22 protein-coding genes are annotated in these 25,962 nt (G+C 58.4%); 7 read left to right on the top strand and 15 right to left on the bottom strand.

Translation table 11 applies throughout. The features are described 5' to 3' along the window. Positions 1-9: 9 nt before the first annotated feature. From FE795_RS00110 to FE795_RS00060, 11 genes are all read right to left on the bottom strand, one after another. Positions 10-840 (bottom strand): enoyl-CoA hydratase/isomerase family protein, encoded by an 831-nt coding sequence (locus tag FE795_RS00110; protein WP_131071114.1) that lies wholly within the window; start codon positions 838-840, stop codon positions 10-12. A gap of 27 nt (positions 841-867) precedes the next feature. Then, complete coding sequence (locus FE795_RS00105) at positions 868-1,635, bottom strand: GntR family transcriptional regulator (protein ID WP_059318421.1); 768 nt, start codon at positions 1,633-1,635, stop codon at positions 868-870. A gap of 12 nt (positions 1,636-1,647) precedes the next feature. Then, on the bottom strand, positions 1,648-2,448 hold the full coding sequence (locus tag FE795_RS00100) for an alpha/beta fold hydrolase (RefSeq protein WP_003800726.1): 801 nt from the start codon (positions 2,446-2,448) through the stop codon (positions 1,648-1,650). 2 nt (positions 2,449-2,450) lie between these two features. Continuing rightward, entirely contained in the window at positions 2,451-2,822 is a 372-nt protein-coding gene (locus tag FE795_RS00095; protein WP_003800728.1) for a hypothetical protein, read from the bottom strand. Next, a complete protein-coding gene (locus FE795_RS00090) occupies positions 2,822-4,339 on the bottom strand; it encodes a class I adenylate-forming enzyme family protein (protein ID WP_003800730.1) in 1,518 nt (505 codons plus the stop codon). The genes FE795_RS00095 and FE795_RS00090 overlap by 1 nt, the downstream gene beginning before the upstream one ends. Continuing rightward, positions 4,332-5,939 (bottom strand): ATP-binding cassette domain-containing protein, encoded by a 1,608-nt coding sequence (locus FE795_RS00085; protein ID WP_131071113.1) that lies wholly within the window; start codon positions 5,937-5,939, stop codon positions 4,332-4,334. Before FE795_RS00085 ends, FE795_RS00090 begins: the two co-directional genes overlap by 8 nt. After that, positions 5,936-6,916 carry a branched-chain amino acid ABC transporter permease gene (locus tag FE795_RS00080; RefSeq protein ID WP_131071112.1) on the bottom strand — a complete coding sequence of 327 codons (981 nt, stop codon included), beginning with the start codon at positions 6,914-6,916 and terminating at the stop codon, positions 5,936-5,938. Before FE795_RS00080 ends, FE795_RS00085 begins: the two co-directional genes overlap by 4 nt. After that, positions 6,913-7,773 carry a branched-chain amino acid ABC transporter permease gene (locus FE795_RS00075; protein WP_003800738.1) on the bottom strand — a complete coding sequence of 287 codons (861 nt, stop codon included), beginning with the start codon at positions 7,771-7,773 and terminating at the stop codon, positions 6,913-6,915. The genes FE795_RS00080 and FE795_RS00075 overlap by 4 nt, the downstream gene beginning before the upstream one ends. Before the next feature lie 64 nt (positions 7,774-7,837). Beyond that, positions 7,838-8,995, bottom strand: a complete 1,158-nt coding sequence (locus FE795_RS00070; protein WP_003800741.1) for an ABC transporter substrate-binding protein — start codon at positions 8,993-8,995, stop codon at positions 7,838-7,840. Between the two features lie 325 nt (positions 8,996-9,320). Further along, complete coding sequence (locus tag FE795_RS00065) at positions 9,321-10,403, bottom strand: TRAP transporter substrate-binding protein (RefSeq protein WP_059318425.1); 1,083 nt, start codon at positions 10,401-10,403, stop codon at positions 9,321-9,323. A gap of 74 nt (positions 10,404-10,477) precedes the next feature. Then, positions 10,478-11,317, bottom strand: a complete 840-nt coding sequence (locus FE795_RS00060; protein WP_131071111.1) for a class II aldolase/adducin family protein — start codon at positions 11,315-11,317, stop codon at positions 10,478-10,480. Between the two features lie 170 nt (positions 11,318-11,487). On the opposite strand from FE795_RS00060, the gene FE795_RS00055 reads away from it, so the two are divergent. From FE795_RS00055 to FE795_RS00025, 7 genes are all read left to right on the top strand, one after another. Further along, entirely contained in the window at positions 11,488-12,393 is a 906-nt protein-coding gene (locus FE795_RS00055) for a LysR substrate-binding domain-containing protein (RefSeq protein WP_131071110.1), read from the top strand. A gap of 119 nt (positions 12,394-12,512) precedes the next feature. Continuing rightward, positions 12,513-13,529 (top strand): ketol-acid reductoisomerase, encoded by a 1,017-nt coding sequence (gene ilvC, locus FE795_RS00050; RefSeq protein ID WP_003800751.1) that lies wholly within the window; start codon positions 12,513-12,515, stop codon positions 13,527-13,529. 33 nt (positions 13,530-13,562) lie between these two features. Next, positions 13,563-15,068 carry a Rieske 2Fe-2S domain-containing protein gene (locus FE795_RS00045; protein ID WP_003800752.1) on the top strand — a complete coding sequence of 502 codons (1,506 nt, stop codon included), beginning with the start codon at positions 13,563-13,565 and terminating at the stop codon, positions 15,066-15,068. A 51-nt stretch (positions 15,069-15,119) separates the two neighbouring features. Next, entirely contained in the window at positions 15,120-16,130 is a 1,011-nt protein-coding gene (locus FE795_RS00040) for a PDR/VanB family oxidoreductase (protein WP_219235387.1), read from the top strand. 169 nt (positions 16,131-16,299) lie between these two features. After that, entirely contained in the window at positions 16,300-16,893 is a 594-nt protein-coding gene (locus FE795_RS00035; RefSeq protein ID WP_003800755.1) for a TRAP transporter small permease subunit, read from the top strand. Next, positions 16,890-18,659 (top strand): TRAP transporter large permease, encoded by a 1,770-nt coding sequence (locus tag FE795_RS00030; RefSeq protein WP_219235384.1) that lies wholly within the window; start codon positions 16,890-16,892, stop codon positions 18,657-18,659. Before FE795_RS00035 ends, FE795_RS00030 begins: the two co-directional genes overlap by 4 nt. 70 nt (positions 18,660-18,729) lie before the next feature. Then, complete coding sequence (locus FE795_RS00025; protein ID WP_059318429.1) at positions 18,730-19,404, top strand: GntR family transcriptional regulator; 675 nt, start codon at positions 18,730-18,732, stop codon at positions 19,402-19,404. 404 nt (positions 19,405-19,808) lie between these two features. On the opposite strand, the gene FE795_RS00020 is transcribed toward FE795_RS00025, so the two are convergent. From FE795_RS00020 to dnaA, 4 genes are all read right to left on the bottom strand, one after another. Beyond that, positions 19,809-20,510 carry a pseudouridine synthase gene (locus tag FE795_RS00020; RefSeq protein ID WP_003800762.1) on the bottom strand — a complete coding sequence of 234 codons (702 nt, stop codon included), beginning with the start codon at positions 20,508-20,510 and terminating at the stop codon, positions 19,809-19,811. A gap of 412 nt (positions 20,511-20,922) precedes the next feature. Beyond that, on the bottom strand, positions 20,923-23,376 hold the full coding sequence (gyrB, locus tag FE795_RS00015; protein WP_003800764.1) for a DNA topoisomerase (ATP-hydrolyzing) subunit B: 2,454 nt from the start codon (positions 23,374-23,376) through the stop codon (positions 20,923-20,925). A 76-nt stretch (positions 23,377-23,452) separates the two neighbouring features. Next, a complete protein-coding gene (dnaN, locus tag FE795_RS00010) occupies positions 23,453-24,562 on the bottom strand; it encodes a DNA polymerase III subunit beta (protein ID WP_003800766.1) in 1,110 nt (369 codons plus the stop codon). Between the two features lie 2 nt (positions 24,563-24,564). Further along, on the bottom strand, positions 24,565-25,962 hold the full coding sequence (dnaA, locus tag FE795_RS00005) for a chromosomal replication initiator protein DnaA (RefSeq protein ID WP_003800768.1): 1,398 nt from the start codon (positions 25,960-25,962) through the stop codon (positions 24,565-24,567).

Below are 25,962 nucleotides of genomic sequence, written 5' to 3'. Positions count from 1 at the left end.
GCCCCCACGCTACGCCTTCGGTGTGCTGCCCGCCGAGGAGGAGCTTGTTGTCTTGGGGCGGCCCGGCGACAAAAAACCCGCACGCGCCTGGGCTCCCTCTACGCTGTCACGGCATACCAGCGCCTGATCGGCATCCATATAAATGCCCAAGCGATTCAACGCATTGGCGACCTGATTCACCGATTCCTTGGTCATGCGAATAATCGCCGCAGGCGACTCCGAAGCCCGCTTGGCTAAAGACTGCGCCACTGCCACGGCCTGACCGGGTTCGCAGACTTCATCCAGCAAGCCCCATTCCAGCGCCTGTTCAGCACCGAAACGTTCGGCCAGCAAGATGGCTCGTTTGGTACGGGCCGCTCCCAACATGTTCACCATGCGCGGAATGGCACCCCAGCCCATATTCAGCCCCACCTTGGCCTCGGGCAAATACAGAAATGACGCTTGCGAGGCCACACGCCAGTCGCAAGCCAGCGCCAGGGCGACCGAGCCTCCCACCGCCGCGCCTTCAATGGCGGCAATAGTCAGCTGCGGCAGCTCTTCCCACAGGCGGCACAGACGCGCGCCCCGCTGGGCCACATCCCGACGCTCCAGCAAACCGGCCTGTTCATCATTCCACTTTTGCGGGTCCTTCAGATCGATTCCAGCCGAGAAAATATCCTTGGCCCCCGTCAGCACCACCGTGTGAATCTCCAGCGACAAGGCCAGATCCTGCGCCACCTGCGTCAAGGCCAGCAAGGTGTCCTGATCGATCGCGTTGCGGTTCACGCCGCGATCAAAGCGCACCAGCGCGTGGTCGCCCGTCACCTTGACCGTCACACTGCGGCCATATTTGCGTTTCATGAATGTCTCCCCAAAGGTACGGAAAAATCAGCTCTGCGAGCGGTGGCTTCCGTCACTGCGCGACAGGCGTGTGACGTAGCGGAATTCATAAGGCGGGTAAAAGCTGACCGCCACTTCCATGACCTTGCCCGCCTGATTGCGGAAGGTACGGATAATCAGCAAGGCGGGGTCCGCATCTTCATAACCCAGAAAGCGGGCGACATGCGGGGGAAAGCGCGAGGCGGAAATTTCCATCTCGATGGTTTCCACCACTTCGCCACAGTGCTCCTCCAGCAGCGGATAGACACCCCCGGGTTGGGTGGAAATCAGATCCGCCACCGCCTGGTATTCCTTGCGCAGATAGATATCTGTCCAGGAAATACCGCGCTTGCTGCCCGGCACGCTGCGATAGGTCTCCACCTTCACCCAATCGGACGGTTCACCGTCCAGCGCGGTCTCCGGCGGCTGCTTGTCCACACCCGCCGCCTTTTTATGCACGTGCAGATCGGTAAATTCCAGATAGCGTTGCAACTGATCCGTGGTATCTAGCGCCAGGCCGAACTGCGGCTTGGGATGCTGGCGTATCACGGTGGTACCGGCACGGCGACGCCGCTCGATCAAACCCAGATCGGTCAGCTTGCGTATGGCTTCACGCGCCGTGTGCCGACCGACCCCGTACATCTCGCACAGCTCCATCTCGGTAGGCAGCTTGGAGCCGACCGGGTAATGCCCCGAACGGATCAGCTCCAACAAGCGATCGCTCATGTTCTGATACAGGGTTGGCTTGGCACTGGACTGGGATTCGTTGTTTGCCATACGGTTTTCAGTTTAAAGAGACAGGCGGCGCATCGCAGCCAAGGTGTCGCGGGTGAACTGCTCCGGACATTCACTTTGGGGAAAATGCCCGATGCCCGGCCATTCTATATATTCCACCGGAACTTTGCCTTCTCGCAGCAAGCGTTCAACCTCTCGGGCGGACTCTGGTGGCACGGACCAGTCCTCGCTGCCTTCCACAATCACCACCGGGCAGCGAATATCGCTCAAAATCTGCTCCATCCGAAAGCCGCCAAACGCGCAGATATCCGCAAAGGCCACCGCCGGAATGCAACGTCGGGCATCCGTCACCACTTCGAGCGCACGCGTCGGGTCGGACAGGGTGCCCATCAGGGTTCGGAAGGTCACTTCAAACCAGTCGCCCGGGTTGATGCGCGCCATCTCCAGAATGCGCGGGTTATAGCCGGAGGACTTCACTACATTGACTGACGCGCCATCGACCAGCACCAGACCACGAATCCGCTCAGGCGCCATGGCAGCGGCCTGGGCGACAACGCCCCCGCCCATGGAATGGCCCATCAAGACCGGATTCCGGATACCCGCCGCCTCCAGGAACTGCAGCAGATACTGCGCGTTCTGGGGAGTCGCGGTATGCGGCCCGCCAGCCGGCATGCCGCTTTTGCCATGGCCGGGCAAATCCAGCGCATACACCGTGTAAAAGGGCGCAAAGTGCTCCAGCACATATTGCCAGGACAGACTGTCCTGGCTGGCGCCATGCACCATCACCAAGGCCGGACCGGAACCGGCCAGATCGTAATAGGCACGGATACCGTCCGCGGTTGTCACATAAGGCATGCTCAGACCTCCAGCTCGCCCGTCAGACGGGTCAAGGCATACAACAACATCCAGTTCTGCACGCAGGCACGCAAATCGCCTCCCACAACCAATCGGTGCTGACGCACCAAGCGGTTAAATGGAAAGCCCTGGGCCAGATCCGCAAAGGCGGCACGATCACCTTCCAGCCAGAACGGCACCTCACGCGGCCCTGTGCCTGCCTGCACCCCCTGTTCTGACACGGCCAGCCAAATGTGCTCGCCGGTGTCAGTATTGCGCAGCGCCACACACACATCGGCCAAAACGCTGTGCTGCCGTACAAACTCATCGGCGCTGGCGCGTTGCGCCCAGGCAGCCAGCACCGCAGGATCAAACAGAGATAACGAAGTCAGCATCAGACATACCTTTGTCGAAGAAGGAACTTCTGCACTTTGCCCGACGAGGACTGAGGCAGGGAATCCACAATAAAGATGCGTTTGGGTACTTTAAAGCCCGATAGTTTTTCCCGGCAAAACGCACGCAAGGCTTCCACATCCGGTTCGCGCCCCTTGGCCGGCACAATGGCCGCGACCAGCTCCTCGCCCCAATATTCATGCGGCAGGCCAAACGCAGCAGCCTCGCGCACATCGGTGTGGCTGGCCAGACAGTTTTCCACTTCCAGCGCGGCCACATTTTCCCCGCCTGTCTTGATCATATCTTTGCTGCGGCCCATGAAATAGGCAAAGCCTTCATCATCCACACGAATCACATCGCCCGTGTGCAGCCATCCCTCGGCATCCAGCACCTGAGCGGTCAGCTCGGGCTGGCGCCAATAGCCTTTAAAAACCGTGGGGCCGCGTACCTGCATCTCGCCAGGGCCACGCTGATCGGGCAGCACCTTGCCGTCTGCATCGACCAGTCGATATTGCACATGCCGCCACAGGTAACCGATGGAACCGGGATGCTCCAGAATCTCCTGCGTGTAGCGATTCTTGATCGTGGTGACACAGCTTTCCGTCATGCCAAAGCCCCAGCTGAACTCGGCATTGGGAAACACGGTGCGAATCAGGTCCTGACGCCACTGGCCCAAAGGCGCAGCCGCAGTCTGCACAAACCGGGCCGCGGGCAGGGACAGCTCCTTGAATTCCGGATGATCGGTAAGTCCCACCCACATGGCAGAGAGCAAGAACACATGCGTAGGCTGATACAAACGCAATGCATCCATCACCGCATCGGCGTCGAAGCGCGGCACCACATGCAAGCTGCCCCCCGCGTACAAGATCGGGCCATTGATGACCCCGAAGCCCCCGATATGAAACAGCGGTGTCGCCAGCAACGAGCGGCTCGTGGCATCAATGCCCAGCTCCATGATGTAGTTCACGGCATTGGCCGACAGATTGCCGTGCGTCAGCATCGCCCCCTTGGGGGCCGATGTCGTACCCGAGGTATACATGATGATGGCCACATCCTCATCATCCACACGACCAAAGCGATACTGCACCGGGTCGTCCCCGCGGGGATCAGGCAAAGACTCAGGCAGTTTTTCCAGCCACTGTACAGCACGGCTCAAACCACCCGCAGACTCGATCTGCTCACGCAAGGGCCGGTAGGCCGGGTCCACAATGCACACCGTGGGCTGGGCATCATCCAGCAGGTAGCGCAACTCGGCAACGCCATAACGGGTATTGACCGGCACCAGAGAAAAACCGCCTACCGCCGTGGCATGCAGCAAGGCCAGATAGTCGATGGAATTGGGTGTCATGATCGCCACCCGGTCTCCCGATTTCACCCCCAGCCCGTTCAGATAAGCCGACAAGGCGCGCGCACGGGCGCAGAACTGGGCAAAGGACAGTGCCTGGCGATCGTCCGAGACCGCAACCTTGTCGGGGTAGCGCTCGGCGTTAAACATGGCGACCTGGTAAATATTAGGCATGATGCGATGACTCTCCGGCGTGACCCAGATAGGCCGCCGCAATCTGTGGGTTGTTCATGATGTCCCTGCTGTGCCCGGACAGGCTCAAACGCCCGGTTTCCAGCACCACGGCATGTTGCGACAGCTTCAGAGCCAGACGGGCATTTTGCTCCACCAGCACAATCGTGGTGCCGTCCTGGCTGATCTGGCGGATGGCGCGCGCCACCTCCAGCGTGACGGCAGGCGCCAGGCCCAAGGAAGGCTCATCGAGCAACAGCAAACGCGGTCGGGACATCAACGCGCGACCAATCGCGCACATCTGTTGCTCACCTCCAGACAGGTGGCGCCCCTGGCTTTGCTCCCGTTCCAGCAGACGCGGGAAATAGGCGTAGATACGCTCCAGATCCACCGTGATGTCGGCCTGATCCTTGCGCAGATAGGCTCCCATCAAGAGGTTCTCGCGTACCGTCAATTCAGGGAACAGCCGCCGACCTTCGGGGGACAAGGCAATGCCCAGAGTCACCCGGCGCTCCGCGCTTAAGTCCTGAATGGGCTGGCCTTCGAGCCGGATTTCTCCTTCGGCCACCGGCACCAGGCCGCTAATGGCTTTCATCAAGGTCGATTTGCCCGCACCATTGGCTCCGATCACGGCACACACACTGGCTTCTTCTACTGCAAAACTGACCTTGTCCAAGGCCCGTACCGCGCCATAGGACACACTCAAGTCCTTGATTTCCAGCATGGGCACAGGCTTGTTGACCTTGGGCGCTCCCTGACCAGCCGTAGAGACCGAAGCCGAGCGTCCCGTACCGTTCTGCGCAGCGCGGGCCTCCACGGCTGGCTCCAGCCCCGGCTCCTTGTCCAGATCCGCACCCAGATAGGCTTCAATCACCCGCGGGTCCTGACGCACTTGCGCGGTCGGGCCTTCGGCCAGCAAACGACCGTTAACCAGCACCACCAGCTTTTGGCACAGGCGCATCACCAGGCCCATATCGTGCTCGACCACCACCACATCAATGCCACTGGCATGGATGCGTTCGATCAGGTCGGCCATGGCCACGGTTTCCACCGGGTTCAGGCCAGCAGCGGGCTCATCCATTAAAAGAAGGCGCGGCATGGCGGTCAGGGCCATGCCCACACCCAAAATCTTCTGCAAACCGTAGGCCAGTGAATCGGCCTGCTCATTGGCGACAGACTCCAGGCCAATCAAGGCCAAGGCCTGTTCTGCCTGCCGCGCGGCCTCTTCGCGGCCACGACGCACACCCCAAGGGTTGAACAGCGACCAGGGGGAGGGAAACTGACGGAACAGGGCAGCGCGATACAGGTTTTCAAGTACCGTATGACCGGCAAAAACATGCGTCATCTGGAACGTGCGCACCACGCCCTGACGCGCCAAGGCTGCAGCCGGACGACCCGTAATGGCGGCACCATCCAGGGTGACCACACCCGCACTGGGTTTGGTCGTACCGGCGATCAGGTTGAACAGCGTGGTTTTGCCAGCTCCGTTAGGACCGATCACCCCGGTAATCTGACCGGGAGCAGTGCTAAAGGACACCTCATCGACCGCACGGATACCACCAAAATGTCGGCTCAGGCCCTGGACATTCAATTGCACGCTCATGCGGCCTCCTTGCGCGCGCCGCGCCACTTGTTCCACAGTCCGGCCAGTCCTTGCGGCATGAACAACAGCAGCAGAATCAAGGTCAGGCCGTAGATCAGGCGTTGATACTGCTGCAGGTCGCGCAGCAACTCCGGCAAGGGGATCAAGATGGCTGCGCCAATCACCGCACCGGCCAATGCCCCCACACCCCCGAGCACATTCATGATGACGGCGTTCACCGCTGTCCAGAAACCGAAGGAATCGGGCGAGATATAGCCTTGATAGTGGGCGTACAAGCTGCCCGTCCAGCCAGCAATCAGGGCGCTAAGAACAAACACACTGACCCGGAAACGCAGCACATTCAAGCCTCCGGAGCGCACCAGTTGTTCGTTCTGGTGCAAGGAGTCGGCCACCATGCCCCATTCGCGGCGGTACAAGGCCCGCAGCACGAAATACACCAGCAGCGCAAAGCTGACCACCATCAGGTACACGCCATACCGCCCTTCGGGAATCGGCAGGCTGTCCTGCAAAGGCGGAATCTGCCCAAAGCCGTTATTGCCGCCAAACAGTTCGTGGAACTCGATAAAGCACAGCACCACGGCTTCGCCCAGGGCGAAGGTCAAGAGTGCGAAATGCACACCCTTGATACGCATAAAAATAGGGCCGGTGATCACAGCCAATGCTGCCGTCAGTACTCCGGCGCCCAAAAACGCGGCTGGAAAAGACCAGCCATAATCCCGGCTCAAAATGGCCGAGGCATACGCCCCCAGCCCGAACAGGGCACCATGCGCCAGCGAGAGCTGGCCGATGCGCAGCACCAGATTCATGCTCATGGCCAGGCAGGCGTACAAGGACACCATGATGGCCAGATGCAGGGCAAAGCGAGGCTGTCCGGCCCACACGGGCCAGCCCAGCAGCACCGTCACCACCACGGCATGCCAAACCCAGTTCAACACGCCATCGCGCGGATAAAAAGACACTGTCTTGATCGCGCTCATGACGATTTCCCCATCAAGCCGCTGGGCTTGACCAGCAACACAGCCATCACGATCAGGAAGGACAGCATGGTGGCCACGGTCGCGTTATAGAAGGTAGACGCCACCGCCTCGGTGACGCTCAGAATCAAGGCGGCCACCACGGCACCGGGCAAGCTGCCCAGGCCCCCCAGGACCACAATAATGAAAGCCTTCACCACTACGGCTTCGCCCATATAGGGATGTACGGTATAGACGGGTGCCATCAGAGCGCCAGACACACCCGCCAAGCCACAGCTCAGTGCAAAGGTGAAGGCCATGATCTTCCAGGAGCTGACGCCTTGCAGACGCGCCACTTCCCGGTCCTGCGCCACCGCACGTATGGTCATGCCGATACGGGTGCGCTCAATCAAGAAGTAAAAGGCCGCCAGCGCCAGCACACTCATGCCGACGATCAACAACTGGTCCTTGGCGAAAAACGCCTGACCGATCTGCCAGGCGCCTTCCACCGGACGGCGTACCGATTGCTCGTCCACCGAGAACAGCAGCGAAATCCCGGCTTGCAAGGTAATCGCCAACGCCAGGGACATGATCATGCCGCCCATCTCGTCGCCCACAAAGCGACGGAACAGGCCACGTTCAGCCAGTAAACCCAGGAATCCCACCAGCACGGCAGCGGCCGCGATAGAAGGCAGATAGGACCAGCCAAACTGTCCGTAAAACACATACATGGCATACGCGCCCAGCATGTAGAACTCGCCGTGGGCGAAGTTCACCACCCGCAAGATGCCAAACACCAATGTGAAGCCCAGGGCTACCAGGGCATACACAAAGGTGGACATCAGGGCGATGATGGCGATTTGCATTGCAATCTGCATCATTGCTAACCGTATCAAGGGGCACTGCACCCGCGTGGCGCAGTGCGAACTGAGACAAGCCCGATATTTAACGGGCGTCGAACTTGTTGATGACCTTGGCCTTGCCATCCTCGATCACGCCCAGATAGGCCGGGGTCGCGATCTGGTGGTTCACGCCGTAAACATCTTTGCCGCCCCAGACAATGGCGCCCTGAATGCCGTCATAGCTGGTATTGGCCTCAATGCGGGCACGCACGGCATCGGTATCCTCCACCGTGCCGGCTTCCTGGATGGCCTTGAACAGCAGACGGGTGGCATCGTAGAAGTAGAAAGCAAAGTCATCCATGCTGTTGCTGTGGATCTTGGCGTAGGCCTGGCTCAGCTTCTGATAAGGCTCGCTGGACGGATCAGCCGATAAATAGACCAACGTGCCTTGTGCGTTGTCAGCACCGGCAGACTTCACGGTTTCAGCCACATTATTGCCACCAAATTTGGTGAACTGGCCTTTGAATCCCATCTCTCGCGCCTGGCGAATCACGATACCGGCCGGGCCGGGGGGCACCGTATCCAGTTCGATAAAGTCCACATTTTTGGCCAGAATGCTGGTCAGCAAGGTACGAAAGTCATTTTGCGACCGCTCAAAGAACTTGGTCTCGGCTACGTCGTAACCGGCATCCTTATAAGCAGCCGTCTGAATTTTCTGGGTGCTCCAGCCGGTGGCGTCATTGGGCGAGAGAATCGCCAGACGTTTCAGCTCAGGACGTTCCTGTTTCAGCCAGCCAATCAACTGGCGGTTGTATTCATACTGCGTAGGCAGCACGCGGAACATATATTTTGTGTTTGCATCCAGCACTTCGGTCGAGTAGCTGTTGGACAGCATGATGACCTTGTTGCGCTCGGTAATGGGCTTCATGGCCATGACCGAGGCCGAGCCAATCGGGCCGATGATGTATTTCACTTCGTCCTGATCGATCAGACGGTTGGTGGCCGTGACCGCATCGGCAGCCTTGTAATGATCGTCGTAGGTCAACACCTCAACCTTGTATTTCTTGTCGCCCACCTGCAGACCACCGGCCTGATTGACTTCATCCACGGCGATTTTCACGCCTCCATCAATCGCCAGTCCCCAGGGCGCGCCTGGTCCCGTCATGCCTCCCACCACACCCAGCTTGAGCGTTTGAGCCTGCGCGCCCAGCGCGGCCACCATCCCTGCGACCGCCAGTACACTCCGAATCCCGTTTTTCATGGACCTGCTCCTATTAATTGACCGGACATAATTATTGTTTGATACGAACAATATAATAAGGAGGCGATACTTGTCTACGGAAATATGGATTGATAATGACCTTATAACCAGCGCACACAGAGCGATTCGTCTGAAGTTAAGGGAAAACACCGACCCAGTCGGTCAAGCTATTTGTACGGACCTTAATTCATATGTTTATAAAAAAAACGCATAACGAATGCAGTCACCTGCCTGCCAGACAGAGCACACCGCTGGCAGGCTGACAAAAAAGCCGCTTTCCATCATGGAAAGCGGCTTGCAGTCCAAACATGTCTCTACCCAGCATTTACAGATTCACAGACTGCATATATTGGTCAAAGCGTGCTTCCGCAAAGCGGAACCACAACAGCTCATCTTTTTGAAAGGCACGGTAGTCGGCATAGATTGTTCGCCATTGTGGATTGCTTTCACTCAGTTCGGCATACAACTGCTCGCTGGCCTTGAAAGAAGCGTCCAGCACCTCTTTGGAGAACGGCAGCACCTTGGCTCCCTGCCCAACCAGTTCTTTCAAGGCACCCGGGTTGCGAGCATCGTATTTGGCCTGCATATCCAGGTGTGCATAGGTGCTGGCCGCCGCGACGATGTCTTTGTAATGCTGGGACAAGCCCTCATAGGCTTTCTTGTTCACCAGCAGATCCAACCCTACTGAACCTTCCCACCAACCGGGGTAATAGTAATAGGGCGCGACCTTGTGAAAGCCCAGTCGCAAATCGTCATACGGCCCCACCCACTCAGCGGCATCAATGACACCCTTTTCCAGGGCCTGGTACACCTCGCCACCGGCGATGTTCTGCGGAATGCCACCCAGCTTTTCAATCACCTTGCCCGGCAGTCCCCCAATGCGGATCTTCAGCCCCCGGATGTCATCCGGCGTATTGATCTGCTTGCGAAACCAGCCCCCCATTTGCACCCCGCTATTGCCACAGGGGAAATTGACGATGTTGTAGTTGGCATAAAAATCCCGGGTCAGCTTCAAGCCATTGCCGTGATACATCCAGGCCGTCAACTGCCGGGAGTTCATGCCAAAGGGGATGGCACAGCTCAGGGCAAAGGCTTCGTTTTTACCAAAGAAGTAGTAGGGCGCCGTATGGGCCGCTTCCACCGAGTTTTGCTCAAGCGCATCCACCACCCCCATCGCCGGCATCAGCTCTCCGCCCGCATGCACCGAGATGGTAAATTTGCCATCGCTCAGTTCCCGCACCTTCTGGGCAAACACTTCGCCCCCGCCATAAATCGTATCCAGATTCTTGGGGAAGCTCGATGCCAGTCGCCAGCGCAGATTCTCTTGCGCCTTGACAAGGGCAGGGGCCATGCCACTGGCCACAATACCGGCCAGGCCGGTCAGTTTCAGCATTGCTCGTCGTTCCACGCTTGTGTCTCCTCGTTTTATTTATGCGAAATCAGCAGCTTGTCCCCCAACGGCCAAGCTGCCTGCGGGACGGATCAATCAAACATATCGGGCTGGGTGCGCAACAGGTTTTCCCAGATGGGCTGAAAGTGCAGCCAGCCAATGTATTCACTGCCTACGTGCTCACGGCTGTAGCGGGCGCGTTCGGGCGTCACCAGCGTCGGATTCATGCCGGTTGCGGCAATCATCAATTGCTGCTGGCAGCAGCGTTCCAGCGCAATAAACCAGAAAGCAGCCGCTTCAATACTGTGGCGGCTGGCCGTCAGCAAACCATGGTTCTGGTGGATGGCCGCCTTGACACCGGCAAAGGCATTGGCCACTTTGTGACCCGCTTTGGTTTCCACCGCAACCTGACCGGCTTCTTCGCGAATGACGACATGGTCTTCAAAAAAGGCGGCCGCATCCTGCGTAATGGGCAAAATCTCCTGCCCCAGCGAGGCGAAAGCCGTGCCATAGACGGTATGCGCATGGCACATCGCCACAATGTCAGGATGAGCCTCATGCACAGCGGCATGCAGCACAAAACCCGCGCGGTTCAGGGCGTAATCCCCTTCCACAACCTTGCCTTCATGGTCTGCCAGGATCAGGTTCGATACCTTCACGTCAGCAAAGTGCACGGCCATGGGATTGGTCCAGTACAAGCTGGGGTGCTCGGGATCGCGAATGGTCAGGTGGCCTGCGAAACCATAGTCCAGACCATGAAGCGCAAAAGCACGGCAGGCGGCCACCAGGCGCTGCTTCAAATGCGTGCGCGCTTCCTCAAAAGAATCGAATTGAGGCTCTTGCGGGTAGATCAGGCCTTGCTGTTCGGGCTGGTAAATCGACTTTCGGCCCGTCATGGCCAACATTTCATTGATATCGGGTTTAGCGTTCATGGGAGGGTCTCCTTCGGGTTCGGCAAGATGTTGCGTTGCCCGCACGCCAGCCCATCGAGCGCAGCGTACGGGTAAAACGTAAAACCATGGTAGAGGTCGAAAACCATGAATGACAAACGAAGCTTTTTCAGCTATTGATTAAAAATATTCACCTGAACAAGGCGCCACTGATGCGAGCCATTCCAAATTTCGCCTGGTTACGGGCATTTGAATCCGCCGCCCGCTTAGAGAGTTTCCGCTTGGCAGGCGACGAGCTGCACCTGACCCCCTCGGCCATCAGCCATCAGGTCAAAAGCCTGGAAACACATCTGGGTCGCAATCTGTTTGTGCGCCATAACCGCCGTGTCAGCCTGAACAGTCACGGTCAGCAGTTCTATCGGGAGCTGAGCCCCTTGCTGGACCAGTTGGCCCGCTTGTGCGAGGACACCCAGGGCAAGACCGCAATTCACCCGGCGCTGACCGTGCATTGCGCCCCCAGCCTGGCGGTCAAATGGCTGGGACCACGTCTGCATGCTTTCATGCGCGATCATCCTGGCCTGCCCATCCATCTGCGTACCGACGCCACTCCCCCGGATCTGCATCAGTCCACCGACATTGACTGCGTCATCAGTTACGGACACGCACCAAGCCACGACCCCCGACTGGTGGTCGAGTCGCTGCATCCCGAACCGTTGTTGCCCTTGTGCTCACCCAAGCTCTACGCCAGTCTGGCCCTGCACCAACCCTGGTACCTGCACCTGCCCCTGATCGACTCCACCATCAGCCCGGTCAGTTGGGCGGACTGGTTCGGCAGCAATGGCATGGCCGTCTCTCCCGGCCCCAGGCTGTCCTTTGATCGCGGCGCCATGGCGGTAGCCGCTGCCGTGGACCAGTTGGGCGTCTGTCTGGAAACCCAACGTTTTGCCGAGCGCGAACTGGACAACCGGGAGCTGATCGTTCTGCCCGCTCCCAATGGTCGCAGCCTGCAGCGCGAGATGCATTTTCTCTACTACCGCAATCACCGCGACACGCTCAAACGCGTGGAACACCTGCGTGAATGGCTACTGCGCGAGGCCAGCCTCAGCCACGTGCGCTGAGCAAACACACTGCCCTAGGGATTTCCCCCGACCTGACAATTTTTCCTTGACACCTCGAATATCGCCCCACAATACTGAACTCTGTATACAGAACACAGAATCCACCAAAAGGAGGCAGTATGAAGGTGTTTTATGACAAGGACGGCGATCTGGCCCTGGTGCAGCAACGCCGGGTTGCCATCATCGGCTACGGCTCTCAAGGCCATGCACATGCATTGAATCTGCGCGATTCTGGCGTGGAAGTGGTTGTGGGTTTGCGCCCCAACAGTACCTCGCGTCCCAAGGCCGCCATTGCCCGTCTGGCTGTGGCCGACATCGCGTCTGCCGTTCAACAAGCCGACATCGTGATGATGCTGCTGCCTGACGAGGACATTGCCCGCGTCTACGAGCAGGAAGTCGCTCCCCACATCCGCCCCGGCGCCACGCTGGGCTTTGCCCACGGTTTCAACATCCATTACGGTCAGATCCAGCCCCGCGACGATCTGGACGTCATCATGGTCGCCCCCAAGGCGCCCGGCCACACGGTGCGCTCCACCTATGTGGAAGGCGGCGGGGTTCCCCACCTGATCGCCATTCATGCCGACCGTTCCGGTCAGGCTCGTGACCTGGCCCTGTCCTACGCCATCGCCAATGGCGGCGGGCGCTCCGGCATCATCGAAACCGATTTTCGTGAAGAAACCGAAACGGACTTGTTTGGCGAGCAGGCGGTGCTCTGTGGCGGCATGGTGGATCTGGTCAAGTGTGGCTTCGAAACCTTGGTCGAAGCCGGCTATGCCGAAGAAATGGCCTATTTCGAATGCCTGCATGAACTCAAGCTGATTGTGGATCTGCTATACGAGGGCGGCATCGCCAACCTGAACTACAGCATCTCCAACAATGCCGAATTTGGCGAATACCAGGCCGGTCCACGCATCGTGACCGAAGACACACGCCAGGCCATGAAAGCGCTGCTGCGCGACATTCAGGACGGCACCTATGCCAAGAATTTCATCCTGGAAAGCCGTGCCGGCCAACCTTCTTTGAATGCCCATCGACGCCTGAACCAGCGCCACCGCCTTGAAATCGTCGGCGAGCAGCTGCGCGCCATGATGCCCTGGATTCAGGCCCAGGCCCTGGTCGACCGAAAAGTAGCCTGACCCTTCCACCATTGATCTGTACACGAGGACGACATGACCGAAAAAAAACTGATTCCCTACGGCGGCTATTACACCAACCGCATCCCCGAGCATGACCCTGAACTGACCGAAGTAGGCCCTGGCACGCCCATGGGGGAGTACATGCGTCGTTTCTGGCACCCCGTTTGTATGGCGGCAGAGCTGACAGACACGCCCCGCTTTCTGAAGATCCTGGGTGAGGAACTGGTCGCCTTTCGCGACAAAAGCGGCCAGATCGGCGTCTTGCACGCCCATTGTGCGCACCGTGGTGCCTCGCTGGAATACGGTGCCATTCAGGAAAAGGGCATCATGTGCTGTTACCACGGAATGGTGTTCGATGTGGACGGCACCTGTCTGCATGTGCCGTACCCCAAAGGCGAAGAGGCCGAAGGCGAAAAATATGCCTGCTCCATCCGTCAGGGTGCCTACAAGGCCTTCGAGCGCCATGGCCTGATTTTTGCCTATATGGGCCCACCCGATGCCGAACCACCTTTCCCCGAATGGGAGGAAAACTTCACCGTCATGCCCGGCGATGAACTGGTGGCTTTCAGCAACTTCCAGCACTGCAACTGGCTGCAAGTACAGGACAATGCGGCCGACAACTTCCATCCCACGGCCTTGCACGCCGCCAAAAACGTGGTGGGCGGCAACTACCAGGGCACCACCTTCGATGAGGTGGGCGCGGCCTCCATGGAAGTGGCGCCCGACATGCAGTTCATCCCTGTCCACAACGGTCGCAGTCTGGCTTGCGCCGGCGCGCGTCGTGCCAGCAAGGATCATCTGTTTATCCGTGTTCAGCACCAGGTACTTCCCAACCTGAGCCTGCATGCCTACACCTCGGAAGATGGCTCGCAAGAAAAATTCTTCAGCCGCTTTCACATCGTGCGCTGGACGGTGCCGGTAGACGACCAGAACAGCAAAATGATCGGCTGGCGCGTCATGGGGCCAGGGATTGATACACGCGCAGTGGGCAACAAGGACATGGTGGGCTATGAGACCATCGACTTTCTGGAAGGGCAGGTCGCCATGCGACGCCCTGAACGCTTCGGCAAGTACAAGCTGGAAGACCTGCCGCCCATCCCGTCCGATCACCGTGCCCGCCACAACTACAAGGAATGCCAGCAGGCACCCGGCGATTACGAGGCCATCATCAGCCAGCGTCCGATTGCCGTCCATGCGCTGGAGAATCCGACCAAGTTTGACGCTGGCTTGTACATGTTCCGCAAGATGCTGCGCGATGCCTTGCGTGGCGCCAACCCGGCCGCCACCCCGGAAGGCTTTGCCCAATGGCTCAAAGACTGCGGTGGCGCGCCCAACAGCTACTGTTCGGGCAATGTGCTGTCCATCCCCGAGTCCGACGATGTGGCGCAGGAAGTCTCCCGCCGCCGCCATGCCACCCGCGAGATCGTGCGCATCCTGACCTCTGCCGATGGCATGAAAGGCGCCGAACGTGAAGCCTTCGTCAAGCAAAGCATGCAGGAATTGCAACAATCGCTCAGCGCTGTCGCTGCCCAGGCCTGATCGCCCGCCGCACCCGCCCCATCGGAGCGGGTGCCCCCTACGGAGAGCACCATGAACGCCATTGCAGAACCCGCCACTCCCGTCCAGGCGGTCACCCAACCAGACGGGCTGCTATCGCTGCAGATCCGGCAGATCCGCTACGAAGCGCAGGGTATCAATTCCTACGAGCTCTGCTGTCCTCTCGGCGGGGAACTCCCCCCTTTCGAAGCCGGGGCCCACATTGATGTCCATATCCAGGCCGGACTGATCCGCCAATACTCGCTGTGCAACCCGCCGCATGAGCGTCACCGCTACGTCATTGCTGTCTTGCGCGATGCCAATGGACGAGGCGGTTCACGCACCTTGCACGACGCCTTGCAGGTCCAGCAGCAGGTAACCGTCAGCACACCCCGCAATCATTTCAGACTGGACCCGCACGCCCGCCGCTCCATCTTGCTGGCCGGGGGGATAGGCATTACCCCCATCAAGGCGATGGCCCACTTTCTGGAATCTCAGGGCCAGCCCTTTGAATTGCACTACTGCACCCGCAACACCAACACGGCAGCCTTCGGCCCTGAACTGCGCAGGTGGCAGGAACAAGGCCGCCTGCATCTGCATCTGGACAATGGCAATCCGGCACAAGGTCTGAACCTGCAGGACTTGCTGGCCAATACAGATGAAGGCACCCACGTGTATTACTGCGGCCCAGCCGGTTTCATGCAGGCCTGTGCCCAGGCCAGCTCACACTGGCCTGCCGGTTCCGTGCATTGCGAACACTTCAAGGCGCCCGAACCCGCCCCCAATGCCAATACCCTGCCTCCCGGTGCCTTCGTGGCGCAAATTGCCAGTACCGGCCAGTGCATTGAGGTTGCTCCCGATCAATCCCTGAGCGATGCCTTGACGCAAGCCGGTGTGCCTATTGCCACCTCCTGCGTATCGGGCCTGTGTGGTACATGCCGCATCAACTACCTGCAAGGAGATGTTGATCACCAGGACTACATCCTTAGTCCCGATGAGCAAAGCCATTGCCTGACCGCCTGCGTTTCACGCGCACGCTCGGACGTACTGGTTCTGGACCTGTAAGGCCATCCCCTGGTCCTGGCTCCCGCCAGGGCACACCCCATTTACTTCGGGCACGATCGTGGCCCAAGGAGTCACCACAGCACCTGCTACCACGCGGCTTGCACACGTCCGCTATCAAACACTCCCCGGCAGCACAACGACGAACACAACAATATTCGCGGAGACAAAAATGACTGCATTGAAAACCATGGTGGGGGGAATAGACCACCTGAACCGCTGTATCGGATTCATCATCAAATGGCTCTTGCTGGCCACCACCATTCTGAGCGCCAGCAACGCCATTACTCGCAAGGCCTTTGACCTGAGTTCCAACGGCATGCTGGAAGCTCAGTGGTACCTGTATGCGGCTGTCTTTCTCTTGGGAGGGGGCTACGCATTTCTGCATAACAGCCATGTTCGCATCGACTTCATCTCCACCCGCCTGGGGGCGCGGGGACGCAACTGGGTCGATATCGCCGGGATTGTTGTCGTCCTGATCCCGTTCTGTCTTTTTGTCATTAACCTGAGCTGGGGCTTTTTCACCGCCGCCTGGCATTCAGGTGAAATGTCCGGCAATGCCGGTGGACTGGTGCGCTGGCCCGCCTATCTGCTGATTCCCGCCGGCTTTAGTCTGCTGTTGCTGCAAGGCTTGGCCGAGCTGGTCAAACGTATCCTGTTCCTGACAGGCAAAGGACCGGACTGCATTGCCGAAGATAACGCCCAGGACACGCCTATTCATGTGCCTGCCCAAGCGCTATCGACTGTCCAGGAGGGCGCGCGATGATTGTCTCCTTTATCACGGACAACTTCGTCCCCATCATGTTCCTGAGCCTGATTGTGCTCCTGCTGACCGGCTTTCCCGTCGCGTTTGGCCTGGCGGCCACCGGGCTGATTTTTGGCGTTCTGGGCATCGCCCTGGATCTGTTTCCCACCAACCTGTTCCAGGTTTTGCCGCTGCGCATCTTTGGCATCATGCAAAACGAGACCATGCTGGCCATCCCTTTTTTCACCTTGATGGGCATCATTCTGGAACGCTCGGGCATGGCTGAAGACCTGCTCGAGACCATGGGGCAGTTGTTTGGCGCCGTTCGCGGCGGTCTGGCCGTCTCCGTGATTCTGGTTGGCGCCTTGCTGGCAGCCTCCACCGGTGTCACCTCGGCGGTCGTCATCTCCATGGGCCTGATCTCCCTGCCTGTCATGCTGCGTTACGGCTACAAGCCGGAAATCGCCAGCGGCGTCATCACGGCCTCGGGGGCACTGGTGCAAGCCTTGCCACCGTCTCTGGTTCTGATTGTGATGGCCGACCAGTTGGGCCGGTCCGTCGGTGATATGTATGCCGCTGCGCTGGGCCCCGGTTTGCTGCTGCTGGTGATCTACATCAGCTTTGTCATCATTCTGGCCTTGCTTCGCCCCAGCTGGATGCCCGCCTTGCCTGAGCAGGCCCGAAGCCAGGTCACCGCCGCGGGCGCCAGCGGACGCCGGTCACTGGGCATGCTGGTTCTGTTGTGCGCTTTCATCGGCTTTACCTGGGCAGGTCTGCACAACGAAGTCATGGCCCAGGTCTTTTCCCAGCCGGCTCAGGCCCCCACGGATCAAGTTGCCATCACTGCCCTGGTTGTCGCCTCCCTGAGCGCACTCCTGTTTGCGACCGTCAATCGGGTTACAGGCTGGGGGCTGCTCTCGCAGCTGGCAGAACGCTTTGTCTTCGCCCTGATCCCTCCGGTCATCCTGATCTTTCTGGTACTGGGCACGATTTTCCTGGGTATTGCCACACCCACGGAAGGCGGTGCCATGGGCGCTATTGGTGCGCTAATCCTGGCCCTGATCCGCAAACGCCTTAACTGGACCTTGCTGAACCAGGCCCTGGAAAATACCGCCAAGCTGGCTATTTTCGTCATGTTCATCCTGATCGGCTCGACAGTCTTTAGCTTCACCTTCAGCGCCGCAGACGGCCACCTGTGGGTAGAGCATCTGTTTGATGCCATTCCCGGCGGCGAACTGGGGTTTGTCATTGCCGTCAGTGCCATCATCTTTGTGCTGGGCATGTTTTTGGACTTCTTTGAGATTGCCTTCATTGTGGTACCGCTGCTGGCACCCGTTGCCAACAGCCTGGGCATTGATCTGATCTGGTTCGGCATTGTCATCGCCCTGGTCCTGCAAACCTCCTTTCTGACACCGCCTTTTGGCTTTGCTCTGCTGTATTTGCGTAGCGTGGCACCCCGTTCAGATTATGTGGATTCAATTAGTCGCCGAACTATTCCTCGGGTTCGTACCCAGCAGATCTGGAAGGGCTCAGCCTACTTCGTCGTACTACAATTGCTGGTGGTCGGTATTGTGATTGCCTATCCGCAGTTGGTGACGGGTGGACTGCACAAGACGGTCAGCCTGAGCGAAGAAGAAATTCTGCTCCAGCTCAACCGACCTTCGCCCAGCCTGACACCCGGTGCGCGGCAGGCCGATGACCCGCTTGGCAACCCCTTTGACGCACAGGCGAGCTCGGACTCGGACCCCATGGCCATGCTTTTGCAATCCATGCGTTCCACGCCTTGATGAAACCCGGGGCCGCAACGCCGTTGCGGCCTTCACCTGTTTTTTTGTTTGTATCGGAGTTCCAGACCTCATGCATGCCAAGCTTTCCGGTAAGTTGCAGGCCCGTCCCCACTACGTGGACGAGGTTTATCGCATCCTGCTCGATGCGATCAGTGACGGTTCCCTGGCCCCTGGCTCGCGCATCACGCAAGAAGACATCGCCGAGCAACTCAACGTGTCGCGCTCGCCGGTCCTGCAAGCGATCCAGTTACTGAAAAAAGATGGGCTGTTGCAAGATGCCGAAGGGCGGGGCGTGATGGTCGCGCCACTGGATCTGGAACATATCGGGCATTTGTATCAAGTACGTGGCGCTCTGGAAGTCCTGGCGACCCGGCTGGCGGCACGCCAAAGTGCCGTGCTGGACCCGGACCTGATCCGCATGGGACGCAAGGTGGCCCGGGGGCACGATGTGCGCGCCATGATCGAAGCCGATGAGGCCTTTCACAAGGCCATTTACGACGCGTCGGGCAATCCCATGATCGCTGAAAGCGCCCAAGTCCACTGGGTGCACCTGCGCCGTGTCATGGGGGCAGTACTGCAATCTTCAGAGCAGCGCCTGTCCATCTGGGACGAGCATGAAGAGCTGGCTGCGGCCATTGCATCGGGTGACGAAGCAGGTGCCATCGCCATCTGCGAACGGCATATGCACAACGCCAGCGACAAACTGCTGAGCCGTCTGCAGGAAATACTGGAACAACCGGTCTGAGGAAACGGCAAAAGAATGCCACTGCACAGCCTTAGGTCACGCGCCGGTTCAAACAAGCTGTGTGAAAAAGAGAGGTGTGCAGGGAGTCCGGAGCCGCCGCCGCAAACTCCCCGGGCGCCTGCCTGAATACCTGCCCGCCAAAGCGCGGCTGCTCGTCCATCACGGCTACGGTTAAACCCTGCGAGCTGGCGATACAGGCAAAGGGGCAAGCTCAGGAACGACACGGCAGGCGGTATGCACGCTACGTGGCAAAGAATCCAGGTTCAGGCTGGGTTTGCGTTCCAGATCCGCGATCCCATACGGTGATGCAGCTTAGAAGGCCAGCAAACGCCAAGCAGCACCGTGCCTTCGGCAGTTTGCTTCAAGAACAGGCTTCGTCCCACGTACTGGAACAGGTAAACCGTTTAACCCTCTTCTGCAAACTGCTGCACCTCGGCAGGGGTCAAATAACGCGACTCTCCGGGCTCCAGACTGTCATCCAGGGAAAGGGAGCCAATACGCTCACGATGCAAGGTCTGAACCAGATTCCCCAGGGACGCGAACATACGTTTCACCTGATGGTATTTCCCTTCCTGGATGGTCAGCCTTGCGGTGCGTTCATCAATGCGTTCCAGCACGGCTGGCAGCGTTGGCTTGTCCTCGCCATTTAACAAGATACCGGCCTTGAACAGTTCTTCTGCATTGTCAGGCAAAGGCTCTGCCAATGTCGCCACGTAGACCTTATCGCACTGATGACGGGGCGAGATAATACGATGCGTCCACTGGCCGTCATCCGTAATCAAAATCAAGCCGGTAGTATCCACATCCAATCGACCGACGGTGTGCAAGCGTTCGCGCTTTTCTACATCGATCAGCATCATCACGGACGGGTAGGCGCTATTTTTAAGGCTGCACTCGTAACCAGCGGGCTTATTAAGCATGATGTAACGCAGGCCAATCAAGGCAAGCGGCTCATCGTCCCAGCACACCACATCGCCCTCTTGCACAACGTGGGTGCCTTTGGTCACCACCTCCCCGTTAACCGTGATCTCCCCGCTTTTAAGCACTTTACGTGCGTCTGAACGACTCAGATCCGTACTCTCACCAAGAAACTTGTCCAGTCGCATACCATTTCCAAACAAAGAGTTATTGAATAATTTATAGCGTCAGTGCTATCGACCAAGAGGCCTTGCAAGGCCGACGCCAAGTGCCACCTTCAGACCCACTCGCCCCTTCTTTTCGTTCGTTCTGAAGCAGGGTGAATCACTGCAAGTAGACCATATAAGCGTGATTGTGCGCCTTTACATTCCTGGAGCGCGTGACCTCATGACAACTAAGCTACCTGGCACTTGATCAGCCAGTGTTTGCTGTCAAACATTAATTGAGCCTGCCCAAGATGCTGAATCTTCAGGGCTCAGCACTCATTCGCCATCATCAAAAAAATGAGCCCCAGCAAAAATGCCAGAGCCCATTTTGGGTACCCACATCAACACAAGGTTTTTCACGAATTCCTGAATGCAGGAATTGTGAACACCGTCATCAAATATCCAGGTTCCCCGCCTGCAAGGCATGAGTCTCGATAAAGGCACGGCGTGGCTCCACGTGATCGCCCATCAGGGTCGTGAAGATTTGATCCGCGTCGATGGCATCGGCAATCTGCACACGCAAGAGGCGACGGACGTTGGGGTCCATGGTGGTTTCCCACAGCTGGCTGGGGTTCATCTCACCCAGACCTTTGTAGCGCTGCTTGCTCATACCACGCTCGGCTTCGGTCAACAACCATTGCATGACTTCACGGAAGTCATCGACCTCGGTTTCACGACGTTTGTCACCTTCACCACGTGCGACCTTTGCCCCCTCACCAATCAGGCCGGCAAAGGTCTCGCCCGCACGGGCCAGGGTTTGATGGTCGGCGCCACGCATGAAGTTGCGGTCGAACACGGTCACGCGGATATTGCCGTGATGCAAACGCTGCACCACTACGCGCCAGGATTCGCTGGCCTCATCAAAGGCCGCAAACACTTTCACCACGTTAGGCATCGCCTCGTCATACAGCGCTTTTTCCAAATCCTGCGCGCTTTGCTCAGCCTGCTCCTGAGTATCCAGATTCAGCTTCACGCCTTCAGCCAGCGCAGACAAAGCATCACCGTCCATATGGCGCGACAGACGCTCTATCACGCCCTTGGCCTTCACATAGCGGTGAGCATAATCGGACAGGGCCTCGCCGGTGATGGGAGCCGCGCCTTCGGATGGGGTCAGCACAGCATCGCGCAGGGCCAACCTCAACATGAATTCGGCTTCCTCGGCGTCGTCCTTCAGATAAATCTCTTCACGACCCACCTTGACCCTGTAGAGCGGCGGCTGGGCAATGTAGACGTAGCCACGCTCGATCAGCTCAGGCATCTGGCGGTACAGCAGCGTCAGCAGCAGCGTACGAATGTGAGCACCGTCCACGTCCGCGTCAGTCATGATGATGATGCGGTGGTAGCGCAGTTTGTCGATATCAAAGTCCGGGCCAATGCTGGTGCCCAGCGCGGTGATCAAGGTGGTGATCTGTTCACTGGAAATCAGACGATCAAAACGGGCTTTTTCAACGTTCAGCACCTTGCCGCGCAAAGGCAGAATGGCCTGGAATTTACGGTCCCGGCCTTGCTTGGCCGAGCCGCCTGCGGAGTCACCCTCCACAATGTACAGTTCGCACAGGGCGGGATCTTTTTCCTGACAGTCGGCCAGCTTGCCGGGCAGGCCAGCACCTTCCAGCACGCTTTTGCGACGTGTCATCTCGCGGGCTTTACGGGCCGCCTCACGAGCACGGGCCGCTTCCACGATCTTGCCACACAGCGCCTTGGCGTCGCCGGGGTTCTCCAGCAACCAGGTTTCCAGGGTCCGACCCACCGCTTCTTCAACGGCAGGGCGCACTTCGCTGGACACCAGCTTGTCTTTGGTCTGGCTGCTGAATTTGGGTTCGGGCACCTTGACCGACAAAACGCACACCAGGCCTTCGCGCATGTCATCGCCCGAGGTGTCGACCTTGGCTTTCTTGGCCAGCTCGTTATCGGCAATGTATTTGTTCAGCACGCGGGTCATGGCCGCACGCAGACCGGTCAGGTGGGAACCACCATCACGTTGGGGGATATTGTTGGTGAAGCACAGCACCGTCTCGGCATAACTGTCGTTCCACTGCATGGCCACTTCAACGGACACTGTCGTGCCGCCGGCGCTGGATTCGGTGGCAACACTAAAGACATTCGGGTGCAGCGGAGTCTTGTTGCGGTTGATAAAGTCAACAAAGCCTTTGACCCCACCCAGGAAGGCAAAGTCTTCTTCCTTGCCCTGAATCTCGTCAACCAGACGGATCTTGACGCCATTGTTCAGGAAAGACAGCTCGCGCAAGCGCTTGGCCAGAATTTCGTGGTGGTATTCAATATTGCTGAAAATCTCCACGTCGGCCAGGTAACGCACGCAGGTGCCCGTGCGGCCTTCTGCGGGGCCGGTCACCGACAAGGGCGCCGTGCGCTCACCACGGCGAAACTCCACCTGATGTTCGTTACCGTTGCGCCAGATCGTCAGCAACAGCCATTCGGACAGGGCATTCACACATGACACACCCACACCATGCAGGCCGCCAGACACCTTGTAGGAGTTCTGGTCAAATTTGCCGCCGGCATGCAGTTCGGTCATGACGATTTCAGCGGCGCTGCGCTGATGCTCGTCGTCCTTGTGGATATCGGTTGGAATACCGCGGCCGTTATCACACACCGAAATGCTGTTATCGGAATGGATGGTGACGACGATATCGTCGCAATGACCGGCCAAGGCCTCATCAATCGCGTTATCCACCACCTCGAAAACCATGTGGTGCAGGCCGGTGCCATCGGACGTATCCCCGATGTACATGCCTGGACGCTTGCGCACGGCCTCCAGGCCTTTGAGCATTTTGATGGAATCAGCACCGTAATCGGCTGGCTGGGTGGTCGTGGTTTGATCGGTCATAGCATAAAACCTTGTAATAGCCTGTCTGCTTCAAGCGGGCATGACCCGGCGGGCCATGCCTGTCGAACATGCCGCATTAAATGCGCATCGGCATGACCACGTACTTGAAGTGTTCTTGCTCGGGCAGCGTCATCAACACCGAGGCGTTGGCATCGGGCTGCACAGACCAGCGGACTGTTTCGTCCTTGATGCTGGCCAACACATCGAGCAGATAGCTGACGTTAAAGCCAACGTCCAGACTTTCGTGTTCATAATCGATATCCAGCTCTTCGACCGCTTCTTCCTGCTCGGCATTGGAAGCGGAAATCTTCAGCTGGTTTTGCGACAGTTGCAGTCGCACGCCACGCAGTTTGTCGGTGGTCAGGATGGCCGCACGTTGCAAGCTGCCTTGCAGCACGTCGCGGCTGACATCAAAGTGGCGGGTGTAGTTGGAAGGGATCACGCGCGCAAAGTCGGGGAATTTGCCTTCCACCAGTTTGGAGATCAACTCCACATCGCCAAAACGGAAACGGATCTGACGGCTGGACACATCAATATTGACCAGATCGTCGGTATCGCCCAGCAGACGCTGCATTTCCAGCACGGTCTTGCGAGGCACAATAATGTCGTGGCGCTCCTGCACACCGTCAATCGCAGTGGCATTATGGGCCAGGCGGTGCCCGTCCGTGGTCACCGTACGCACCATGCCGGGCTCGAACACCAGCAACATGCCGTTCAGGTAGTAGCGGATATCCTGCTGGGCCATGGCAAAGTGCACCGTGTTGAACAGGTGCTTGAGGGTGCGCTGGGGCATGCTCAGCGACACATCCCATTGCTCGGGCAGGGTAAGCACTGGAAAATCAGCCGCTTCCAGCGTCTGCAACTGAAAACGGCTCTTGCCAGACTGAATGGTCAGCTTGCCGCTGTCCAGACCCAGACGCACGTCACCAAAATCGGGCAGGGCTTTGAGAATGTCCAGCAGCTTGCGGGCTGCCACCGTGGTGGCCGCATTGTCCTCACCCACACCAAAGCCGGCATTGGTGGTGATCTGCACTTCCAGATCTGTGGCCAGGAAAGAGACGTCCGAGCCGTTTTTACGCAGCAGGATGTTGGCCAGAATCGGCAAAGTATGGCGGCGCTCCACAATGCCAACAACTGTGGATAAGGGCTTTAGCAATGCGTCGCGGGTAGCTTGAACGAGTTGCATGGTCATCCTTTGAGAGTTTGTTCCAGTACGTGTAATGCGTGATTCAATTCGGCTTGCTTGGTGCGTGCGTCCGAGATCTTGCGCACTGCGTGCAGCACCGTTGTGTGGTCCCTGCCACCGAAAAGATCGCCAATTTCCGGCAAACTCTTTTGGGTCAGTTCCTTGGCCAGATACATGGCCACCTGACGCGGCATGGCGATATTGGCGGGGCGGCGCTTGGAGTACATATCCGCGACCTTGATTTTATAAAAATCGGCTACGGTTTTCTGGATATTTTCCACGGTGATCTGCCCATTGGAGACGGACAGCAAATCCTTGAGCGCATCCTTGCACACTTCCACCGTCAGGACATCGCGACCATGAAAACGGGCATAAGCCGAGACCTTGCGCAAAGCTCCTTCCAGTTCACGCACGTTGCTGCGCAAATGCTTGGCGATAAAGAAGGCCACTTCTTCCGGCATGGCGATGCCTTCGGCCTGAGCTTTGCGCAGCAAAATTGCTACACGCATTTCCAGCTCGGGTGGCTCGATGGCCACGGTCAGACCGGAGTCAAAGCGCGAGATCAGGCGGCTATCAATATTGGCCAGCTCTTTGGGGTACGTATCCGAGGTGATGATGATCTGCTTGCGCTGGGCCACCATCGCTTCAAAGGCGTAGAAAAACTCTTCCTGCGTGCGGTTCTTGCCGGCAAAAAACTGAATATCGTCAATCAGCAGCAAATCCAGCGAATGGTAATAACGCTTGAACTCGTCAAACGCCTTGCGCTGGTAGGCCTTGACCACGTCTGACACGTACTGGTCGGCATGGACATACCGTACCCGCACACCATTGCCATTGGCGACCAGCGCATTGCCGATCGCGTGAATCAGGTGTGTCTTGCCCAAACCCACGCCACCATACAGAAAGAGCGGGTTATAGGAGACACCAGGATTCTCGGCCACCTGCAAGGCCGCAGCGCGTGCCAGCTGGTTGGCTTTACCCGTTACGAAATTGTCGAAGGTCAGTTCGGCATTCAGGCGCGAGCGATCCTGTACCGCATCCACCACCGCGGTCACGGCCGGATTGGCGCCGGGCGGGGCCAGGTTCTCACCGGCTGGACTGCCGGCAGGCGCGGGCGCGGCCCGGTCAGCCAGGGCGCGACGAGGCGCCGCGCTGGCCGAAGGCAGCTCGAACTGAACCGTTACGGGACATTCGTAGAAATCCGAGGCCAGTTCCTCGATGCGCGTAGCAAAATTCTTGCGGACCCAATCCAGCTTGAAACGGTTAGGAGCAGAAACGCGCAACACCCCGGCCTCACTATCGAAGTCCAGGGGAACCAGTGGACGAATCCACGCACTTATTTGTTGGGGGGGAAGCTCCTGCTCCAATTTCTGAACGCAGGACTGCCAGAATTCATTCAT

The sequence above is a fragment of the Alcaligenes ammonioxydans genome, assembly GCF_019343455.1.
Taxonomy (GTDB): Bacteria; Pseudomonadota; Gammaproteobacteria; order Burkholderiales; family Burkholderiaceae_B; genus Alcaligenes; species Alcaligenes ammonioxydans.
This window is presented reverse-complemented; position numbering and strand designations above follow the sequence as displayed.

Excerpts from the sequence above, each read along its gene's own strand:
- FE795_RS00110 (WP_131071114.1), bottom strand. The coding sequence starts at position 840 with ATGAAACGCAAATATGGCCGCAGTGTGACGGTCAAGGTGACGGGCGAC.
- FE795_RS00105 (WP_059318421.1), bottom strand. The coding sequence starts at position 1,635 with ATGGCAAACAACGAATCCCAGTCCAGTGCCAAGCCAACCCTGTATCAG.
- FE795_RS00100 (WP_003800726.1), bottom strand. The coding sequence starts at position 2,448 with ATGCCTTATGTGACAACCGCGGACGGTATCCGTGCCTATTACGATCTG.
- FE795_RS00095 (WP_003800728.1), bottom strand. The coding sequence starts at position 2,822 with ATGCTGACTTCGTTATCTCTGTTTGATCCTGCGGTGCTGGCTGCCTGG.
- FE795_RS00090 (WP_003800730.1), bottom strand. The coding sequence starts at position 4,339 with ATGCCTAATATTTACCAGGTCGCCATGTTTAACGCCGAGCGCTACCCC.
- FE795_RS00085 (WP_131071113.1), bottom strand. The coding sequence starts at position 5,939 with ATGAGCGTGCAATTGAATGTCCAGGGCCTGAGCCGACATTTTGGTGGT.
- FE795_RS00080 (WP_131071112.1), bottom strand. The coding sequence starts at position 6,916 with ATGAGCGCGATCAAGACAGTGTCTTTTTATCCGCGCGATGGCGTGTTG.
- FE795_RS00075 (WP_003800738.1), bottom strand. The coding sequence starts at position 7,773 with ATGATGCAGATTGCAATGCAAATCGCCATCATCGCCCTGATGTCCACC.
- FE795_RS00070 (WP_003800741.1), bottom strand. The coding sequence starts at position 8,995 with ATGAAAAACGGGATTCGGAGTGTACTGGCGGTCGCAGGGATGGTGGCC.
- FE795_RS00060 (WP_131071111.1), bottom strand. The coding sequence starts at position 11,317 with ATGAACGCTAAACCCGATATCAATGAAATGTTGGCCATGACGGGCCGA.
- FE795_RS00055 (WP_131071110.1), top strand. The coding sequence starts at position 11,488 with ATGCGAGCCATTCCAAATTTCGCCTGGTTACGGGCATTTGAATCCGCC.
- ilvC (WP_003800751.1), top strand. The coding sequence starts at position 12,513 with ATGAAGGTGTTTTATGACAAGGACGGCGATCTGGCCCTGGTGCAGCAA.
- FE795_RS00045 (WP_003800752.1), top strand. The coding sequence starts at position 13,563 with ATGACCGAAAAAAAACTGATTCCCTACGGCGGCTATTACACCAACCGC.
- FE795_RS00040 (WP_219235387.1), top strand. The coding sequence starts at position 15,120 with ATGAACGCCATTGCAGAACCCGCCACTCCCGTCCAGGCGGTCACCCAA.
- FE795_RS00035 (WP_003800755.1), top strand. The coding sequence starts at position 16,300 with ATGACTGCATTGAAAACCATGGTGGGGGGAATAGACCACCTGAACCGC.
- FE795_RS00030 (WP_219235384.1), top strand. The coding sequence starts at position 16,890 with ATGATTGTCTCCTTTATCACGGACAACTTCGTCCCCATCATGTTCCTG.
- FE795_RS00025 (WP_059318429.1), top strand. The coding sequence starts at position 18,730 with ATGCATGCCAAGCTTTCCGGTAAGTTGCAGGCCCGTCCCCACTACGTG.
- FE795_RS00020 (WP_003800762.1), bottom strand. The coding sequence starts at position 20,510 with ATGCGACTGGACAAGTTTCTTGGTGAGAGTACGGATCTGAGTCGTTCA.
- gyrB (WP_003800764.1), bottom strand. The coding sequence starts at position 23,376 with ATGACCGATCAAACCACGACCACCCAGCCAGCCGATTACGGTGCTGAT.
- dnaN (WP_003800766.1), bottom strand. The coding sequence starts at position 24,562 with ATGCAACTCGTTCAAGCTACCCGCGACGCATTGCTAAAGCCCTTATCC.
- dnaA (WP_003800768.1), bottom strand. The coding sequence starts at position 25,962 with ATGAATGAATTCTGGCAGTCCTGCGTTCAGAAATTGGAGCAGGAGCTT.